The 14,387-nt window shown below is 51.4% G+C and carries 16 protein-coding genes; 14 read left to right on the top strand and 2 right to left on the bottom strand.

The features are described 5' to 3' along the window. Positions 1–119 precede the first annotated feature (119 nt). From NSU18_RS24900 to NSU18_RS24945, 10 genes are all read left to right on the top strand, one after another. Positions 120–422 carry a LiaF transmembrane domain-containing protein gene (locus NSU18_RS24900; protein ID WP_341150306.1) on the top strand — a complete coding sequence of 101 codons (303 nt, stop codon included), beginning with the start codon at positions 120–122 and terminating at the stop codon, positions 420–422. 47 nt (positions 423–469) lie between these two features. Continuing rightward, positions 470–1,147 carry a PspA/IM30 family protein gene (locus NSU18_RS24905; protein WP_341016747.1) on the top strand — a complete coding sequence of 226 codons (678 nt, stop codon included), beginning with the start codon at positions 470–472 and terminating at the stop codon, positions 1,145–1,147. Between the two features lie 4 nt (positions 1,148–1,151). Next, a complete protein-coding gene (locus NSU18_RS24910) occupies positions 1,152–1,631 on the top strand; it encodes a PspC domain-containing protein (RefSeq protein WP_341016749.1) in 480 nt (159 codons plus the stop codon). 3 nt (positions 1,632–1,634) lie between these two features. Further along, on the top strand, positions 1,635–2,342 hold the full coding sequence (locus tag NSU18_RS24915) for a PspA/IM30 family protein (RefSeq protein WP_036700284.1): 708 nt from the start codon (positions 1,635–1,637) through the stop codon (positions 2,340–2,342). Between the two features lie 223 nt (positions 2,343–2,565). Further along, positions 2,566–3,213, top strand: a complete 648-nt coding sequence (gene liaF / locus NSU18_RS24920) for a cell wall-active antibiotics response protein LiaF (protein ID WP_341016750.1) — start codon at positions 2,566–2,568, stop codon at positions 3,211–3,213. Positions 3,214–3,252: 39 nt separating this feature from the next. Continuing rightward, on the top strand, positions 3,253–4,287 hold the full coding sequence (locus NSU18_RS24925) for a sensor histidine kinase (RefSeq protein WP_341016751.1): 1,035 nt from the start codon (positions 3,253–3,255) through the stop codon (positions 4,285–4,287). Positions 4,288–4,302: 15 nt separating this feature from the next. Then, positions 4,303–4,962 carry a response regulator transcription factor gene (locus tag NSU18_RS24930; protein WP_341016752.1) on the top strand — a complete coding sequence of 220 codons (660 nt, stop codon included), beginning with the start codon at positions 4,303–4,305 and terminating at the stop codon, positions 4,960–4,962. Between the two features lie 142 nt (positions 4,963–5,104). After that, on the top strand, positions 5,105–5,920 hold the full coding sequence (locus NSU18_RS24935; RefSeq protein WP_341150307.1) for a YwmB family TATA-box binding protein: 816 nt from the start codon (positions 5,105–5,107) through the stop codon (positions 5,918–5,920). A 208-nt stretch (positions 5,921–6,128) separates the two neighbouring features. After that, positions 6,129–7,679, top strand: coding sequence for a glucose-6-phosphate dehydrogenase (gene zwf, locus NSU18_RS24940; RefSeq protein ID WP_341016755.1), 1,551 nt, complete (start codon positions 6,129–6,131; stop codon positions 7,677–7,679). A gap of 343 nt (positions 7,680–8,022) precedes the next feature. Then, positions 8,023–9,609 (top strand): peptide chain release factor 3, encoded by a 1,587-nt coding sequence (locus NSU18_RS24945; protein ID WP_340751756.1) that lies wholly within the window; start codon positions 8,023–8,025, stop codon positions 9,607–9,609. Between the two features lie 122 nt (positions 9,610–9,731). Here the strand turns inward: NSU18_RS24945 and NSU18_RS24950 are convergent, their stop codons facing one another. Further along, positions 9,732–9,968 carry a small acid-soluble spore protein SspI gene (locus NSU18_RS24950; RefSeq protein ID WP_036700271.1) on the bottom strand — a complete coding sequence of 79 codons (237 nt, stop codon included), beginning with the start codon at positions 9,966–9,968 and terminating at the stop codon, positions 9,732–9,734. A 196-nt stretch (positions 9,969–10,164) separates the two neighbouring features. Between NSU18_RS24950 and NSU18_RS24955 the strand changes: the two genes are divergently transcribed. From NSU18_RS24955 to NSU18_RS24970, 4 genes are all read left to right on the top strand, one after another. Continuing rightward, positions 10,165–10,824: a potassium channel family protein gene (locus NSU18_RS24955; protein ID WP_036700269.1), complete on the top strand. Its 660-nt coding sequence runs from the start codon at positions 10,165–10,167 to the stop codon at positions 10,822–10,824. Between the two features lie 31 nt (positions 10,825–10,855). Further along, positions 10,856–11,644 (top strand): TrmH family RNA methyltransferase, encoded by a 789-nt coding sequence (locus NSU18_RS24960; RefSeq protein WP_341150308.1) that lies wholly within the window; start codon positions 10,856–10,858, stop codon positions 11,642–11,644. A 397-nt stretch (positions 11,645–12,041) separates the two neighbouring features. After that, positions 12,042–12,770, top strand: a complete 729-nt coding sequence (locus NSU18_RS24965; RefSeq protein ID WP_341150309.1) for a hypothetical protein — start codon at positions 12,042–12,044, stop codon at positions 12,768–12,770. A gap of 240 nt (positions 12,771–13,010) precedes the next feature. Continuing rightward, the gene (locus NSU18_RS24970) at positions 13,011–13,739 is read left to right on the top strand and encodes a Type 1 glutamine amidotransferase-like domain-containing protein (RefSeq protein WP_341150310.1); all 729 of its coding nucleotides are present in this window, start codon (positions 13,011–13,013) and stop codon (positions 13,737–13,739) included. A 50-nt stretch (positions 13,740–13,789) separates the two neighbouring features. Here NSU18_RS24970 and NSU18_RS24975 read toward each other — a convergent pair whose 3' ends face one another. Next, the gene (locus NSU18_RS24975) at positions 13,790–14,341 is read right to left on the bottom strand and encodes a helix-turn-helix domain-containing protein (protein ID WP_341150311.1); all 552 of its coding nucleotides are present in this window, start codon (positions 14,339–14,341) and stop codon (positions 13,790–13,792) included. Between the last annotated feature and the right edge of the window lie 46 nt (positions 14,342–14,387).

Consider the following 14,387-nt stretch of genomic DNA (forward strand, 5'->3'; position numbering starts at 1 on the left):
CAACCATCCCCGACTAAGGTCCAGTACATAAAACCGTCCACAGTCTGTTTTGAAAGATGCGGGATTGCCCTAGAATAAGGGTATAAGAAAGAGAGAGCAGCGAAAGGCGGTGATAACAAATGCAAAGAAATAGAGGTAACGGACTTGCGATTGCGCTGATTGTAATCGGAGCGGTAATGCTGCTTGGCATTCTGCCCCACTTGATTTCAGGAATCTTCGGTATCCTGTTCCCGGCAGTGCTGGTTGCGCTCGGATACTACGGAATTAAGAGCGGCCGCAAGATTATCGGCTGGGTGGTGCTGTTCATCGGTGTCATGTCCCTGATCTCCAAGCTTTCCTGGATTATCGGTCCGCTGCTGGGTATTGCTCTGGTAGTGTGGGGCATCTCGGTACTCAGAGGCAAACAAAGCAGAACATACTAATACACATAGTCCATACTTATTAAGAAGCAGGGAGGGAGCAGGAAATCATGAGTGTTTTTCGCAGAATGAGGGACATCACCGTAGCCAACTTGAATGAACGCCTGGAGCAGAGCCAGGATCCGGTGAAGCTGATTGATCAATTTCTACATTCAACCCGTGAAGAGATTGGGGAGGCCGAACGGCTGTACCAGCAGTACGCTTCTCATACGAAGCAATTGCAGCAGCAGGTGAATCAGGCTACCGCTATGAGGAACAAACGTGAAGAGCAGGCGCTACTCGCACTCAAGGCAGGCGAAGATCATCTGGCCAAGCTGGCATTGCAGGAGAAAATTATCCACGAGGAAAAGCTGGAGCAATACAGCGGGCTGCTGGAGACGAGCCAGCAATCACTCTTCGAACTGGAATCCCAGCTGAACGAGCTCAAAATGGAGTATCAGACGGTATACAGTAAACGCCAGTTCTATGCAGCACGGATGGAGTCGCTGCGGTTGCAGCAACGCATGAATCAAAGAGCGGGTGCTTATGGCGGCGGAGATGTTCCCAAAATGTTCGGCCGTCTGGAAGACAAAATGTCCGACTGGGAGCTTGAAGCCAAAAGCCTGAGCGACTTGCGCCGGATGGGACAGGAATATGCGGTGCAGGCCGGAGAGACCGTGGCAACCGTACTCGAAAGAGAAATGGCCCGCCTAAAGGAGAAGCTGAACAATGATGGCAGAAAGGAGTAGTAGTATGACCCGATTGTATCGTTCAACAAGAGACAAAGTAATGACAGGGCTGGCAGGCGGATTGTCCGAGACACTCGGCATTGACTCTACCCTGTTCCGGATTCTGCTGGTGATCAGTATTCCATTTAGCGGCGGAGCTACGATCCTCGTATACTTTATCGCGGCAATGGTGATTGCCAAGGAACCTAACCAGTACAATCCCTTCGGTCCCGGACCCGGCGCGCCGGGTGGCCCGTACGGCGGACCTTACTCCGGCGGACCTGAATATGGCCGCGGACCACAGGCTCCGCACCAAGGACCTCAGGGATATGGCCCCTATGGCGGACAGCCGGGCTACAATCCCGGCTATGACAAGGCAAGTGCTCACGCAGCTCCCGATTCTGGCCTGGATGCCATGATGAAGGATATCGAGAAGAAGGCACTGCAAAAAGAAGTGGAAGAGCTCAAACAAAAACTTGCTAAATACGAGAAGGGAGAAGTGTAAATTATGGGAGTATTCAAACGGATTAAAGATATGACTAAGGCGTCGGTAAACGATATGTTGGATAAGGTAGAGGACCCGATTGTGATGCTGAATCAGTATCTGCGCGATATGGAGGCTGAGATTCATGAGGCTGAAGTAACTGTAGCGAAGCAGATGGCTAATGAACGCCGTATGAAACAGCGTGTGGACGAAGCTGCCAAGGTAGCCGGACAACGCGGGGCACAGGCTGAGCTTGCGCTGAAGAACGGGCAGGAGGAAGTAACCCGTAAGCTGCTGGAAGAGAAAATCTACTTCGACCAGAAGTTTACCGAGTATGGCGAGCTTCACGCACAGGCTGAAGTGCAAGCCAAGGAATTGGTGCAGCAGCTGCATGATATGAAGGATGAGTTCTACAAGATGCGCAACAAACGCAATGAACTGGTATCCCGCGCTCAAATGGCTAAGGCCAAGAAGCAAATGTCCCAGATCAGCAGCGTACATTCCATTGAAAGCGGAAGTGCCTCCCTTGGATTCCACCGCATGGAAGAAAAGATCATGCAGCTCGAAGCGGAAGCAGATGTGATGCGCGCTCCGTATAGCCCTTCGGCAACCGCATATGCTAAGCCGGTAGATCCTGAGAAGGAACTGAAGGTAGAGGAGCAGCTTGCGGCACTTAAGAACAAGCTGAACTCAACTCCTGCAGCCCCTCCTTTGAATAAAAAAGAACAATAATCCCTGTTCCTAAAGAGCAGCCGGATATGATATGCTGATCAAGGTAAAGCCATACGGTATGGATTCTCCATACCGGTATGGCTTTTGTAGCGGATGCAGCAGGCTGAAGATGTAGTGCTTCGCAAAACTCAGCCAATGCTTACGAAGTCAGTTTTGCTTTGCAAAACTCAGCTAATGCTTACGAAGTCAGTTTTGCTTTGCAAAACTCTTAGGAGGTGCGGAAATGGATAAACGGAACCGGTTGATTGCCATCGGATTGATTGGTGTAGGCTGCTTGATGATGTTTGGCAAATGGATCGGCTTCTTCTCCATTGTCGCACTCCTGTTCCTGCTGCTGGGAATCTACCGGACGACGTCGGGCAGGGTCAAGCAAGGCTATAAGCTTATGGGAGTCGGAGCGGTGCTGCTGCTGCTGGATCATTTGCTGCTGGTGCTTGGCATTTGCCTGGTTTCGCTGGGGATGTTCTTTGTCAAATCGAAAAGAATGCAGCGCAAGGCGGGGTTTGTGCAGAAGCAAAGCTTTTCTTCCCGGTTCGACTGGGATCTCTCGCCTTGGGTGATGCGCAGCCTGAGCGCCTGGCATGTGCTGGGTGAGGTGGATGTGGATCTTTCCCTGGCCATGGCGGAAGAGCAGGAGACGATTATGCTGTATCAGGGGATTTTTGGTGATGTGGATATTCTGCTGTCTGAGGATTACGGGGTAGAGATTGAGGCATTTGTGCTGTTCGGCTCGATTGAGTCCGGCAGTAACCGCGATACGGGGATGCTGAACCGGCTGAACTGGAAGTCACCCAACTATGACAGCTGCGAGCATAAAGTGAAATTTAACATTTCTTATCTGATGGGGGATCTGGACGTACGCTTCCCTTAAGAGTATGTTAGAGCCAAGAGAGAAAGGAGAGCTCCCGGCATGGACAAAAAAAGCAGTAACATGGTAACGCGAAGTATGGGTGAGGGAGCTCTGTTCTCTTTGTTCATGCTGCTCGTTATTACATATATTATGTATACATATGGCTTATTACGGCCATTCGAGGACTGGCGGATTGGCGTAAGGACAGGATTGACGCTAATTCTGCTTCCTATGGCTTTTGGGATCGGGTACGGATTCTATCAGGGCTTCCGCAGCAAGCGCAAGCTGGAATTACTGCGGGCCACCCTGGTCGCCTGGGAGAAAGGCAATCTCACCCCGGCCATGCCTGACCTCGGCAATGATGAGCTGGGGCGGCTCGGGGAACAGCTCGGGCGGATCAGCGGCAAGTGGGAGAATCAGGTGAATACGCTGCAGCGGCTCTCGACCAATAACGCGAAGCTTGCTGAGCAGGCCAGGGTTACGGCAATCATAGAGGAGCGGCAGCGGCTGGCACGGGAGCTGCATGATGCGGTATCGCAGCAGCTGTTCGCCATCTCAATGACAGCAACGGCCGTGGGCCGGACGCTGGAGAAGGACTTTGACAAGGCACAGCGGCAAATCGCACTGATCGAGGAGATGTCAGCCGTAGCCCAGTCGGAGATGAGGGCACTGCTGCTGCATCTAAGACCGGTCTATCTGGAAGGCAAGGGGCTGGAGGAAGGTCTGCAGGAGCTGATTAAGGAACTGAAGATCAAGGTGCCGATTGATATTGTGTTCGAGATGGATCAGGGTGTAGAGCTGCTGAAGGGCGTGGAGAACCATTTGTTCCGTATTGTGCAGGAGGCTATCTCGAATACGCTCCGCCATGCCAAAGCGGAGAAGATGGAGATCCGCCTGCACCGCCGGGGGGATACGGTCCGGCTGACGCTGCGCGATGATGGAATCGGCTTCGAGATGGATGACAGCAAGCAGACCTCCTACGGTCTGTCGAATATGCAGGAGCGGATTACTGAGATCGGGGGCTCGATCCAGTTCATCACCGCTCCCGGCAAAGGCTTGCGGATCGATATTACCGTACCGGTAGTCAATGAATAGGGGGCAGGTGTAACGATGGAGATAGAAGAAGATGATGCAATCAAGGTCCTGCTTGTAGACGATCATGAGATGGTCCGGATCGGGCTTGCTGCGGTGCTCGGCACCGAGGATGGCATTGAGGTCGTCGGGGAAGCGGGAAGCGGCGAGGAGGGCATCCGTCTGGCCCAGGAGTATACGCCGGATGTTGTACTGATGGATCTGGTCATGGACGGCATGGATGGCATTGAGACGACTAGACAGCTACTGAAGCTATACCCGGATTGCAAGGTTATTGTGTTGACCAGTTATTTGGATGATGAGAAGATGTACCCGGTGATTGAAGCCGGAGCCTTCAGTTACCTGCTTAAGACCTCACGGGCCAGCGAAGTCGCAGATGCGATCCGGGCAGCTGCAAGAGGCCAGTCGGTGCTGGAGTCGCAGGTAGCCTCCAAGATGATGAACCGCTTCCGTTCCAATGCAAGAGGTGAGTCACCTGCCTACAAAGAGCTTACGGAACGTGAGATGGAAGTGCTGAAGCTGTTAGCTCAAGGCAAGTCCAACCAGGACATTGCCGATCAATTAATTATCGGAATCAAGACGGTGAAATTCCATGTCACGAATATTCTTGCCAAGCTGGGCGTTGAAGACCGGACCCAGGCGGCTATTTATGCATATAAGAATGGACTGGCGGAATAGGGCCGGTCTAGCGATAGAGCACTTTCAAGTGAGTCCGCCCGGATGATCTTGGAAGTGTTTTTGCCTTCGCTCGTATATCTTTCTCTGAAATTGGATAACCTGTCTAGTAGATTACTAGAACGGGTTGAGAGGGAGATGCGAAGTGGGGAATAAAGGGCGGAGCAAGGGGATACTGGTGTTGGTGCTGGCGGGGATCTGTGCGCTGCTGCTGTTGAGCGGATTCCGCAGCGCAGAGCCCGCAGGAGTAAGCGGTGTACAGAAGAATGCTGTTGCTTCTACAACTGCTGGAGAGCTTCGGGAATCCCTGGCTCTGCTGACCTCACTGGGCGGAGAGGCCTCCGCTCCCGGCGCGCCGCTCCGGCTCGTATTGAAATGGCAGGGGGAATATAGCGGCGAAGAGGCTGCTGAGGCTGCTGAGGCTGCGGTACAGAGCCTTAGCAACCGGCTAGGGCTCGGTGAAATTAGCAGCGCAGATGATGAAGGACACCGGGCTTGGCGTTCTGCGACGCAGCTCAGCGGCGGCACACAGCTGACCCTGTTCTGGAGTGAGCTTGGCGGCGGACGCAGCTATTGTATTGTTACGCTGGAGACGGCGGATCTTCTGGGCTCTCCGGAGCTGCCGGACGCAGCGGCGGATGCAGGAGAGGCGATGCTCCAGGCGGGAATTGCTGCGGAGTGGAATGCTTCGCTGCAGGCACCAGCGAAGGCGCAGGGCGGAACGCAGGCAGCACTCCTTGCTGCGGAGCAGTTACTGGCCGCAGAGCTTCCCGGAATTCAGGCAGAGGAGAGCTACGCTGACGTCTCTACATCCAGCCATTCTTATAGTGTGCCGGGTCTTCAGCGCATGGTCAGCAGCGGTAACCACGCCCTGGCCCTCCAGCTCGCAGTTCACAAGAACGTCAACACGGACGAGAACCGGATTACCCTTGGAATGCCATTAATTACAATCGAATACTGAGGTAAATGACATAATATAAGCATAATCCGCTGAAGGCATAAGAAAGAGTAATGGAAAAGTGCGAAATCCCGAGAGAAACTGTCAGGAATGTGATGGCATCCTCCGTGCAATTATGATAAAATGACATCACGCCTATAGTCGTATGTGGTTTCATACCAGGCGATGAGAATGAATGTCAACTATATTACATACAGAGAGATGAGGAGCCATGGCTGAAAATCAAACCCTTGATGCACTGCATACACCCGGTGCTGTATTCTTTATCTTCGGGGCAACCGGAGATCTGGCGCGGCGTAAGCTTTTTCCGGCGATTTACAGTTTGTACCGTGAAGGCAAGCTGACTCATGATTTTGCGGTAGTTGGCGTGGCTCGGCGTCCCCGTACCCAGGATGAATTCCGGGCAGATGTGAAGGAATCCATCCGCGAGTTCTGCCGGTATCAGGCAGGAGATGCTGCGGAATGGAATGAGTTCGTACAGCATTTTGAATACAAGTCACTCGACATCAATAATATTGACGGCTTCCGTGAGCTGAATGAGCAGACGGAGCGGCTGGAAGAGAAGTTCCATATTCCGGGCAACCGCATGTTCTATCTGGCGCTTGCGCCTGAGCTGTTCGGCAGCGTATCCTTCAACCTCAAGGCAGGCGGGATGCTGCAGGCCAGAGGCTGGAACCGACTGGTCATCGAGAAGCCGTTCGGCTACAATCTCGAATCCGCTGAGGAACTGAACGAACAGATCCGCCAGGTCTTCAAGGAAGAGGAGATTTACCGGATTGACCACTACCTGGGCAAGGAAATGGTTCAGAACATTGAAGTGATCCGGTTCGCCAATGCCTTCTTCGAGCCGTTATGGAATAACAAGCATATTGCCAACATTCAGATTACACTCGGCGAGACGGTGGGTGTCGAAGAACGCGGCGGGTATTACGATCATGCGGGGGCGCTGCGCGATATGGGCCAGAACCATATTTTGCAGCTGCTGACGATGATTGCTATGGAACCGCCTAGCCGTCTCCTGGCTGAAGATATCCGTGATGAGAAGGTGAAGGTTCTTCGTTCGCTGCGTCCTTATGCTACTGCTGATGAGGTCCGTGAGAACGTAGTCCGCGGCCAATACACGCAAGGTCTCTACAAGGGCAAGACGCTTCCGGCTTACCGCCAGGAAGACAAAGTGGACCCGGAATCGAATACAGAAACGTATTTCGCAGCCCGTGTGTTCGTCGATAACTTCCGCTGGGCTGGAGTTCCTTTCTATATCCGCACCGGCAAACGCCTGCCTGTGAAGACCACGGAAGTGGTTGTAGAATTCAAAGGAATGCCGACCAATGTCTACTTGGGCCAGAAGCACAAGCTTGAGCCGAACCTGCTCGTCATCCGCGTCAATCCGATGGAAGGCATCTATGTGAAGATCAATGCGAAGAAGCCGGGCTCGGAATCCGAGATTCAGCCGCTGGCCATGGATTTCTGCCAGAGCTGCATGATCGGCATTAACTCGCCGGAGGCTTATGAGCGTCTGCTGCATGATGCTGCACGCGGCGATTCCACCTACTTCACCCGCTGGGATGAAGTATCCTCGGCCTGGTCCTTCGTGGACCGGATTGCCAAGGCGTGGAAGGAAGAGAGCAACGACTTGGCTTCCTATCCTGCAGGCTCCTGGGGTCCGGTTGAAGCCGACCAGCTGCTTGCCGGAGAAGGCTTCCACTGGTGGCCGGTCAACGGCCAGGATGAAGACAATGTGGTCTGGCAGGTTAACCGCTAGTCCCTGAAGAAGAATGGCTACAGATCCTCCTGCATTCCGCTGCAGGGGGATTTTTTGCTGGATCATGAATTTATAATATAAGATATTTCACTACAGGCGCTTTTTTGTAGATAATCTCTGCCGGATTTTGCTATACTGAGAAGGATGCTTTCAATATAAAGATTTCTAAGCCTAGCGCTATAGATGATCCTATACATGGTAAACGTTACGTTCAAGAAATAGACGTTGAATTTTGTTGATTTTTATAAGAAAGGATCTGAATCCATGAATAGCAGACCGATTTGACCGATCCGGGAATTGAGGCAGAAGTAAGCATGAATTTATAGATGAAGGGATATGTGCAATGAATAAAGCAACGGACCATAAGCTTCAGAGTGAAGTCGACAAACGCAGAACCTTTGCGATTATTTCCCACCCGGATGCGGGGAAAACTACACTGACCGAGAAACTGCTGCTCTTCGGAGGCGCCATCCGTCTGGCAGGTACAGTCAAAGCCCGTAAGGCGAGCAAGCACGCCACCAGTGACTGGATGGAAATTGAGAAGCAGCGCGGAATCTCGGTAACGTCCTCCGTAATGCAATTTGATTACCTGGACCACCGGGTGAACATTCTGGATACTCCGGGTCACCAGGATTTCAGTGAAGACACCTATCGTACGCTCACTGCGGCTGACAGTGCGGTCATGCTGATCGACGTAGCCAAGGGTGTGGAGACACAGACCATCAAGCTGTTCCAGGTCTGCGCGAAGCGCGGCATTCCGATCTTCACCTTCATTAATAAGCTGGACCGCGAAGGCCGCAGCCCGTTTGATCTGATGGAGGAGCTGGAGAATGTGCTGGGCATCCGCTCGGTGCCGATGAACTGGCCGATTGGGATGGGCCGTGAGCTGTGCGGTGTCTATGACCGGATGAAGAATCAGGTCGAGCTGTTCCAGGGCGATGACCATTCCGTAATTAAAGTACAGAAGGTAGAGAGCTACCGCGACCCGATTATCCGTGAGATGGCGGGGGAGTACCTGCATGATCAGCTATGCGCGGATCTGGAGCTGCTGGATGTAGCGGGCGATCCTTTTGACTATGAGAAGGTGCTGCGCGGGGAGATTACTCCGGTATTCTTCGGCAGTGCGATCAACAACTTCGGTGTGCAGACGTTCCTGGATAATTTCCTGGAGCTTGCGCCGAAGCCTGAACCGCGCCGCAGTACAGCGGGCTCTGTAGAACCGACGAATGAGAAATTCACCGGCTATGTATTCAAAATTCAGGCGAACATGAATCCCGCACACCGTGACCGTATCGCGTTCCTGCGTATCGTGTCCGGCAAGTTCGAGCGCGGAATGAGTGTGAAGCATGTACGTGCCGGCAAAGACATCAAGCTGTCCCAGCCGCAGCAGTTCCTTGCCCAAGACCGGGACATTGTGGAAGAGGCATATCCGGGGGATATTATCGGCCTGTTCGACCCGGGCATTTTCCGGATTGGCGATACGCTCAGTCAGGCTGGAGATATCGAATTCGATGAGCTGCCGACCTTCTCGCCGGAGATTTTCTCCAAAGTCACCATCAAGAATGCACTGAAATCGAAGCAATTCCAAAAGGGGATTGACCAGCTGACCGAAGAGGGCATGATCCAGGTGTTCCGTACCGTCAACTTCGATGATATTCTGCTGGGTGTAGTCGGACAGCTGCAGTTCGAGGTGTTCGAGTACCGTATGAAGGGTGAATATGGCGTGGATGTGCAGCTGCAGCGTATGAGCTACCAGTTCGCACGCTGGATCGTGGATGAGAACAAGCCGGATGCCAGCAAGTTCCGGATCAACTCCACTCTGGTTACGGACAAGAAGGGCAATTACGTAGTGCTGTTCGAGAACGAATACGCCATGCGGACCGCGATGGAGAAGAATCCGACCGCGAAGTTCCTGGAGACTGCTCCTTGATGGGTGTTATAGAAGTAAGATGCTTAGTTTAGCATATGCATGATTAGGCTATAAAAAACCTCCGCCTCCACCCGTGCAGCTGCACGGTGGGGTGCGGAGGTTTTTGGCGGGATGGGCCTCCTCTAGGAGGTGATGGACCCTGGGGTAAGCTTGTCCAGATGTCTGTGCAGCATAGAGAGAACCCGGTCCTGCTTCGCAGGGTCGAGGTCCTTCCAGATCATCTCAAAGACGACACCCAGTCCGGGAAGCGCGGCTTCCGGCCCGTCTACGGAATTCTCAATGACCTCCCGCAGACCTTCTTCGGACTGGCCGTGCACCTTGTGAATGATGGCCTGGCGCAAATCAAGGGTGACTGGCATAATCGGCCTCCTTAAAGTTTTGTGAGCATCTGCTTCCTGAATCAGCATCGCACAACTGACTTCGAAAGCAGGAGCTTAGTCAGGTATAAGCAGCCTTCTTATAAGGTGCCCTGCGGGAGCGCTGAACATTCAAGTTTATAACGGCTTATGCTATACTGTGTGAGATGTATTATATGTGCGGGAGGGACAAGGCTTAATGGCAAAAAAACAGTATGCGATCATCGGCATGGGCCGCTTCGGCTCAAGTGTGGCCAAAGCGCTCAGCGGGATGGGCTATGAGGTGCTGGCCATTGATGCGGATGAACAGCGCACCCAGGAAATCTCCAATATTGTGACCCATGCCGTATCTGCGGACTCCACGGATGAAGAGGCGCTGCGTGCGCTGGGCATCCGTAACTTCGATGTGGTGGTAGTCGCCATCGGTGAAGATATTCAGGCCAGCATTCTGACAACGCTGATCCTGAAGGATCTGGGCGTACCTGCCATTATCGCCAAAGCCAAAAGTGAGCTGCACGGCAAGGTACTGGGCAAAATCGGAGCAGATAAGGTGATCTACCCGGAGCGGGACATGGGGATGCGCGTGGCGCATCATCTCGCTTCTCCGAACATCCTCGATTACATCGAGCTGTCACCGGAGTACAGCATTCTCGACATGAAGGTCTCGGGGCCAATGCTGGGTAAGAACCTGCAGGAGCTTGATATACGCGCCAAATATGGGTGCAATGTGATGGCGATCCGTCAGGGCGAGGAAATGAATATCTCTCCCAGAGCGGAGGACCGTCTGACCGATGGTGATGTCCTTGTCATTGTCGGACGGAAGGATAACCTGACGAAGCTGGAAATGGCTTATCAATAGGAATCTGTAAGCAACAGAAAGGTAGGACCCTATGGAAATTATGTCGCCGCAGAACACGCGGGTGAAGGAATGGGCCGGACTACAGGAGAAGAAGCACCGTGACCGGTCCGGCAAATATATCGTGGAAGGCATTCATCTGGTGCAGGAGGCCCTGCAGGCGGAAGCAGATGTGGAATGCCTGGCCTTTGATCTTGATAAAGGCATGCCGGCTGAGCTGAAGCCGCTGCTTCAGGCCATACAGGGCATGGAGGTCATCGGCGTATCGGCGGCAGTGGTTGCCAAGTGCAGCAGCACGGGCACCCCGCAGCCGGTATTCGCCATTGTGCGGAAGGAGCAACAGGGCCTAGAGGCTATTCTGTCGAAGCCGGACAGCCTGGTTGTGGTGCTGGACGGGGTCCAGGACCCCGGCAATGTAGGCACCATCATCCGCAGCGCGGATGCGGCGGGCGCGGACGGCGTGATCCTCGGCCGGGGCTGCGCCGATCTCTTCAACCCGAAGACCATCCGGTCCACGATGGGCTCGATGTTCCATCTCCCGGTAGTGGAGGGAGAGCTAAGTACCATACTCCCGCAGGCACGGGAGGGCGGGGCGCTGCTGGTCAGCACCTCGCTGACGGCTGAGGATTCCTGCTACACCCATGATTTTCACGGCAGCCAGTGGCTGCTGATCGGCAGCGAAGGCCAAGGCATCTCGCCCGAGACAGCCCGGCTAGTCGACAAAAGCATCCTCATCCCCATGGCCGGCCGCGCCGAATCGCTGAACGCCGCGATGGCCGCGACGATATTGCTTTTTGAGGGAATGCGGCAGCGGGGGAATTAAAGGGTGGAGTGATGAACCTTGAGTAAATCGTAGTTCGAGCCACGCGAGTACTTTGACGAAGGCCATGCCATTTTTGGTAACAGGCTTGGACAAAGGAGCCGAACAACAAAACGGCATCATTTTGGTTCCTGTATTTCGTAGTCCTTGGTTTACACGGCCATCCTTTAGACTTCTTCCGAAGTTAATACTTGTTTGAATACGGTCAAGAATGGGGTATAACTATTATGAGGTCGCCTCATTTCGGTTTGGTTTGGTCGTACTTACCATTACCCGAAATGGCGGCCTTTTTTGTAGTGCAGCTACTAGACAAACCTACTCGCTCATGAAAAAATTAGATGAAGGTGTAAAAAATAAAGTTATAGACTAATTATGTTTTGACAAGGGGGCTTAAGAATTAATGAGCCGAATTAATGTACCAAGACAAATTGACGATACCGTAATCAACTTTTGTAAGTCCATTTCACCAAAAGAAAAACCAGAGTACATAAAAGTGATCCCTGAAAAATGGACTAAAAAAAACGAATGCTACGATAATGTACAACAAATGGTACAACAATTTGGTGGTAAGAGGCAGTTAGGCTGGCGCATTCAAGTTGTGCCCGATCCTTCACCTAAATTCATGATTGAAGCTGTCCATCATGCCATCTGGATTAAAGATAATGGTGAAAAAGTAGATGTTACGCCACAAATATCTATTACTAAAGGCATTGTTTTTGTAGCAGACGATGTAACTAAGTTTGGAAAATACAGAATAGGGGAGAAATATCAAGCGTTAATAGACCATCCATTAGTGCATGAATATATTGCACTTTGTAATAAAGAGAGTGAGGAGTACACTAATAAAACATTATTAGACGATAGACCTAATATTCCAATGAGTATCAGTTCGAGACAGGAGCAATTGAAGCAAGCAATATTACATACTAGGGATCTTTCACGTCATAAACCGATTCAACAGGCGAATTCGCAAGACAAGAAAATAGTAGAAGAAAAGAAAAATTCTTCTCTCGAAGAGCAAATTGGGCAAAAAATAATACAAAATGAACAATCAGAAACTCATAAAGTTAATCCTTCGTTTATTTCTAGGGTTAAAGGGAAAATTAAGGGCTTGTCAGGCCGACAATAATTTTTAAACTGGTTCCATATCGCTGATGGAAGTGGATTATTGGAAATAATAAGCGTGCTTAATGGAGTTCTTTATAAATGAATTTGTACCCTACAACAATTTAGAAGTATAATGTGCTTAACCAACCTATATAGCTTGTCACAACAGAGTCAGTCCCGGTGTGTCTGAATAAGACGTCATGCATCCGGGGCTTTTTTGTATTCTTGTTCTGCTTCCATATTATAAATAGGAGTGATGGAGATGGGGATTATTGTGGCGATTGGCGGAGGAGAGATTAGCGAATTGGAGACTTTGGCCATCGATCAGACGATTGTAGATCTAACGAATAAAAGGAAGCCCAAAGCATTGTTCATTCCTACAGCAAGCATGGATGCGGAAGGATATTGTGACTCTTTTCAAATAGTGTACGGTGACCGGTTAGGGTGTGAGGTCAAGTATTTGCTGCTGACGAAAAATACATATGCACGAGAAGAAATAGAGGACATGATTTTATTCGCCGATGTAATCTATGTGGGTGGCGGTAATACGAGGATGATGCTGGATATCTGGCGGGAGCATGGTGTGGATCTTTTGCTGAAGAAAGCGTACGACTCGGGGGTTGTGTTGTCAGGGATGAGTGCGGGTTCGATCTGCTGGTACGAATACGGTCATAGTGATACAGAGGCGTTTGATACTTCAGGAGAGAGGATTTATATCAAATTGAAGGCGATGGGGATCTTACCAGGGATTCACTGTCCTCATTATAATGAAGACAACCGTGAGGCAGATTTCTTGGAGATGGTTAAGGGGATGGATACAACAGGCATAGCCATTGAGAATCACTGCGCCATTATTTATAAAGATGACGTATATAAAGTGATCTCCTCCAGAGAGCAGGCCAAGGCCTATAGGATTCAAGAGATCAATCAGCAGATGATCGTGACGGAGATAGAGAAACATGCTGAATATAATGAGATAGCGAATATGTGAATAAAAGCCCGCACTCCGCCTATCCGGCCAGAGTACGGGCTTTTGATTGTTCAGAGGACGTCGTGTCCGTTTTCGTTTTCTGTGTAGATGGAGATTAGCACAATCGCGGTGTCTTCCCCCGTATTTTTGACGGAATGGGGGGTGCAGGCATTCCAGCTAAAGGAATCACCTTCGGTAAATTCGGCGCCGTCTTCCCCTTGCTGTGCATAGATGGTCCCTTTAAGGACGATATGGACCTCCTGTCCTTCATGCGCATGGGGGGCATCCCCAATCATGGCACTGGGAGGGAACTCCACGATAGACATGCGTACGTTCTGGGTAGAACTGAGGTGCTCGACCTTGAGCTTAGCTGCGCCGCTGGTGGTGATTCTCCGTTCATTCTTGCGGACAATCTGCATTCGCTCCTCTTTCTTTAACAGCAAATAAGCTAAAGGCACTTTTAGGGCCTGTGCAATATTCTCCAGCGTTGAAATCGAAGGCGAGGTTTTATTGGTTTCGACCTGGCTCATGAAGCCTTGGGAGAGGCCGGTAGTGTCGCAGATTTGCGCGATGGTGATATTTTTCCGCTTGCGGATTGCCCGTATTGTAGCGCCGATATCCATGGGATCACACCTTAATAATATTTGTAATACTAAACTTATTTTTATA

The sequence above is a fragment of the Paenibacillus sp. FSL H8-0048 genome (assembly GCF_038002825.1).
GTDB lineage: Bacteria > Bacillota > Bacilli > Paenibacillales > Paenibacillaceae > Paenibacillus_AQ.

Excerpts from the sequence above, each read along its gene's own strand:
- NSU18_RS24900 (WP_341150306.1), top strand. The coding sequence starts at position 120 with ATGCAAAGAAATAGAGGTAACGGACTTGCGATTGCGCTGATTGTAATC.
- NSU18_RS24905 (WP_341016747.1), top strand. The coding sequence starts at position 470 with ATGAGTGTTTTTCGCAGAATGAGGGACATCACCGTAGCCAACTTGAAT.
- NSU18_RS24910 (WP_341016749.1), top strand. The coding sequence starts at position 1,152 with ATGACCCGATTGTATCGTTCAACAAGAGACAAAGTAATGACAGGGCTG.
- NSU18_RS24915 (WP_036700284.1), top strand. The coding sequence starts at position 1,635 with ATGGGAGTATTCAAACGGATTAAAGATATGACTAAGGCGTCGGTAAAC.
- liaF (WP_341016750.1), top strand. The coding sequence starts at position 2,566 with ATGGATAAACGGAACCGGTTGATTGCCATCGGATTGATTGGTGTAGGC.
- NSU18_RS24925 (WP_341016751.1), top strand. The coding sequence starts at position 3,253 with ATGGACAAAAAAAGCAGTAACATGGTAACGCGAAGTATGGGTGAGGGA.
- NSU18_RS24930 (WP_341016752.1), top strand. The coding sequence starts at position 4,303 with ATGGAGATAGAAGAAGATGATGCAATCAAGGTCCTGCTTGTAGACGAT.
- zwf (WP_341016755.1), top strand. The coding sequence starts at position 6,129 with ATGGCTGAAAATCAAACCCTTGATGCACTGCATACACCCGGTGCTGTA.
- NSU18_RS24945 (WP_340751756.1), top strand. The coding sequence starts at position 8,023 with ATGAATAAAGCAACGGACCATAAGCTTCAGAGTGAAGTCGACAAACGC.
- NSU18_RS24950 (WP_036700271.1), bottom strand. The coding sequence starts at position 9,968 with ATGCCAGTCACCCTTGATTTGCGCCAGGCCATCATTCACAAGGTGCAC.
- NSU18_RS24955 (WP_036700269.1), top strand. The coding sequence starts at position 10,165 with ATGGCAAAAAAACAGTATGCGATCATCGGCATGGGCCGCTTCGGCTCA.
- NSU18_RS24960 (WP_341150308.1), top strand. The coding sequence starts at position 10,856 with ATGGAAATTATGTCGCCGCAGAACACGCGGGTGAAGGAATGGGCCGGA.
- NSU18_RS24965 (WP_341150309.1), top strand. The coding sequence starts at position 12,042 with ATGAGCCGAATTAATGTACCAAGACAAATTGACGATACCGTAATCAAC.
- NSU18_RS24970 (WP_341150310.1), top strand. The coding sequence starts at position 13,011 with ATGGGGATTATTGTGGCGATTGGCGGAGGAGAGATTAGCGAATTGGAG.
- NSU18_RS24975 (WP_341150311.1), bottom strand. The coding sequence starts at position 14,341 with ATGGATATCGGCGCTACAATACGGGCAATCCGCAAGCGGAAAAATATC.